The organism is Chryseobacterium sp. (assembly GCF_022712095.1).
Lineage (GTDB): Bacteria > Bacteroidota > Bacteroidia > Flavobacteriales > Weeksellaceae > Chryseobacterium.
The window spans coordinates 1-3636 of the sequence record NZ_JALAHD010000090.1; the positions used below are offsets into that span (position 1 = coordinate 1).

Genomic DNA, 3636 nt, shown 5'->3' on the forward strand with positions numbered 1-3636 from the left:
AAAGAACATTATTCGTTATTTTATCTTTAACATCTGTATTATCGGTTTCTGCTCAAGTATTGGAAACGGAAAATTATAATTCTTATACTATAGGAAATGTAAGTACGGATATTACGGGAGCCACTCCGGGACAGGGAAATATATATGTAAAAGGAGAAGCTGCGAGTGACTTCCAGATTGTGAATGGTGATGCCACACACGTTAAATATCTACAGGTAACTACAGGAAGTGCAGCGGCTACGACTTCTGACAGATCTGCATACAAGATTGGGTTGGAGACCGCATGGGCTGGGAGAACATCCGGTAATAATATTATAAAAGGTACAGCAGATATCTTTACAGGAGCTTCGGCGGGAACCCAGAATTCTGGTGTCTGTATTTATGGCAGAAACAATGCAGGAAATATAGTACCCCTTGTAGGAGTAAGATATAATTCATCAACTAACAGACTTGATGGGCTTGCTTATTTGAGAAATAATTCAAATAACAGTTTAGATACATATGATATTTCCTATAATAATGGGGCTACCTATCCTGCTAACACATGGGTGACAGTAAATTATTCCTATAATACAACAACAGGAGCTATTACTTATAAAATGGGAAATGAGGCATCTGTAACCTTATCGGTGAGCGGAATGAGTACAGTACCGGGGTTGGTGCCTGTTGAACATGTTGTTTTTAGTTCGTTAAAAACTTATACTGCTATAGCCACTGTGTTTGGAATAGATAATTACCGTGTAGAAGCTAGTAACAATACAAATGCAATATTGGCTGTTAAAGAAAGTACCATCAATGAAAACGAAATTTCTCTTTTCCCTAATCCTGCATCAGATATTCTTACCATAAAATCTCCTTCAAAGATTGAGAGCATCGAGGTGTATGATATTGAGGGAAGAAAGATTGATAAAAACTTAGATAACAGCGGTCAGATAAAAATTCAAGATCTTTCCTCTGGGACTTACATTCTCAGCGTAGAAACTAAAGAAGGGAAAGTTTCCAAAAAATTCATTAAAAAATAAAAAAGGATCGAAAAAGCTTCCTGAAGAAAATAGAAATGCCTTGTTAATGCAAGGCATTTTTTTTATTTTTAACAAAAATAAATTTTACAATGCAAGAGACATTAAATTACATCAACGAAAATAAACAACGTTTCGTTGATGAATTATTTGAGTTATTGAGAATCCCATCTATTTCCGCAGATCCTGCTTATAGAAATGATGTATTAAAGTGTGCTGATGTATGTGCCGAACATCTTAAAAATGCAGGTGCAGATAATGTGGAAGTATGCCAGACAAAAGGCTATCCAATTGTGTTCGGAGAAAAAATTATAAATAAAGATCTGCCTACAGTATTGGTATACGGGCATTATGATGTCCAGCCGGCAGACCCTCTTGAATTATGGAGAAAACCTCCTTTTGAACCTTATATTGAGAAAACTGAATTGCATCCTGATGGAGCTATTTTTGCAAGGGGTTCAGCAGATGATAAAGGTCAGTTTTTTATGCATGTTAAAGCATTTGAAGCAATGATGAAAACAAATGCTCTTCCTTGTAATGTAAAGTTTATATTAGAAGGAGAAGAAGAAGTGGGATCTGTAAGCTTAGGAGACTTTGTTAATGAAAATAAGGAAAAGCTCACTTGCGATTGTATCCTGATTTCTGATACACATATTTACAGTAACGAACAGCCTACTGTAACTACAGGATTAAGAGGGTTGAGCTATGTAGAAGTGGAAGTGGAAGGTCCGAACAGGGATCTTCATTCCGGTCTTTACGGAGGAGCTGTTCCAAATCCTATTCATGTGCTTTCAAGAATGATTGCCCAGCTAATTGATGAAGACGGACATATTACAATCGATGGTTTCTATGATAATGTAGAAGTAGTTTCCGACGAAGATCGTGTTGAAATGAATAAGCTGAAAGATAATCCGCAGGAATTTAAAAATTCTATTGGATTGAAAGATGTAGAAGGAGAAAAAGGATATACAACACTGGAAAGAACTTCCATCCGCCCGACATTAGATTGTAATGGTATCTGGGGAGGATATACAGGAGAGGGTGCTAAAACTGTAATTCCTTCCAAAGCTTCAGCTAAAATATCAATGCGTTTGGTTCCTTATCAGACTCCGGAAGAAATTACTGAAAAGTTTACAAAATATTTTGAAAAAATAGCTCCTGATACAGTTAAAGTAAAAGTAACTCCACATCATGGAGGAATGCCATATGTATTGCCTAGCGATACTAAAGAGTTCTTAGCGGCTAAAAAAGCAATGGAAACTGCATTTGGAAAAGAAGTGCTCCCTTACAGAAGTGGAGGAAGTATTCCTATTACTGCTATGTTTGAAAAAATATTGGGAGCAAAATCTGTATTAATGGGATTTGGTTTGGATTCTGATGCTATCCATTCTCCTAATGAACATTACGGTTTGTTCAATTTTTATAAAGGAATTGAGAGTATTCCTCTCTTTTTCGAGAATTACTCTAAATAGTAAAAATTAATCCTTAAACCTTATGTTTTAAGGATTTTTTCATTTTATGTTATTTTTTTTATTTTTTTCGGAATATTATTATAAATTTACGAAATTAATATAAAAATAATACTATGATTAGAAAATTACTTTTTAGCATTGCTTTAGCGTCTTCATTTTGTGCTCCAGCTCAAGTACTGGAATCAGATAATTACAATGCCTACACAATCGGTAACGTAGGAACTGATGTTACTGGTACTACCGCTGGACAGGGAGGAATGTATCTTTATGGTGGAACTGCTGCCAACTTTCAAATAGTAGATGGTGGAACCGGACATGCCAATTATTTGCAGGTTACTACTGGAAATACAGCAGCAGCTGCATCCAACAGATATGTATTTAAGTCAGGGTTGGATACGGCCTGGCAAAACAGAACGGCCGGTAATAATATTGTAAAAGGGTCGGTAGATATTTACACAGGAACTTCTACAGGAGTAAACGTGTCTGGTGTGGCACTTTATGGAGAAAATACCTCTGGTACGGAAGTTATACTTGTAGGAATAAGATATAATTCTTCCACAAAACAGATTAACGGCCTAGCTTATCTTACAGATGGTCTTACCCCGGGAACTTATAATATTAGTTTTAATGGGGCTCCTTCTTATCCTGCTAACACATGGATTACAGTAGGCTATAGCTACAATACTACTACAGGTGCTATTACCTATACAATGAATGGAACGAGCACAACACTTAATATAGCAGGGTATACTACACCGGCAGGATTCAGCCCTACTGAACATGATGTATTGAGCTCATATGGTACAGGGAATACTGCAGCAACTACTTTCGGAATCGATAACTACACGGTGGAAGCAAGTAATAATGCAGTACTGGCCGTAAGTGAAAATGGAGTTTTGGGTAAAAAAGAAATTTCTATCTACCCGAATCCGGCATCAGATATACTCAATATCAGCTCTGAATCTAAAGTTAATAAAGTGGAAATTTATGATATGAGTGGTAAAAAGGTTAATGCAGGCCTTAACGGAGATCAGGTAAATATTTCAAATCTTGCCCCGGGAAATTATATCATCAATATCGAAACAAAAGATGAAAAAACTTCCAGAAGATTTATTAAAAAATAAATTGATAAGAAAATATTAATA

General features: G+C 36.0%; 3 protein-coding genes. All 3 read left to right on the forward strand.

All coding sequences use genetic code 11. The features are described 5' to 3' along the window. A partial coding sequence (locus Q0A18_RS04325) for a T9SS type A sorting domain-containing protein (RefSeq protein ID WP_292008945.1) occupies positions 1–1022 on the forward strand: 1022 nt, incomplete at its 5' end. An 89-nt stretch (positions 1023–1111) separates the two neighbouring features. Further along, entirely contained in the window at positions 1112–2491 is a 1380-nt protein-coding gene (locus Q0A18_RS04330) for a dipeptidase (RefSeq protein WP_292008946.1), read from the forward strand. Positions 2492–2604: 113 nt separating this feature from the next. Continuing rightward, positions 2605–3615, forward strand: coding sequence for a T9SS type A sorting domain-containing protein (locus Q0A18_RS04335; protein WP_292008947.1), 1011 nt, complete (start codon positions 2605–2607; stop codon positions 3613–3615). Positions 3616–3636: the final 21 nt, after the last annotated feature.

Excerpts from the sequence above, each read along its gene's own strand:
- Q0A18_RS04330 (WP_292008946.1), top strand. The coding sequence starts at position 1,112 with ATGCAAGAGACATTAAATTACATCAACGAAAATAAACAACGTTTCGTT.
- Q0A18_RS04335 (WP_292008947.1), top strand. The coding sequence starts at position 2,605 with ATGATTAGAAAATTACTTTTTAGCATTGCTTTAGCGTCTTCATTTTGT.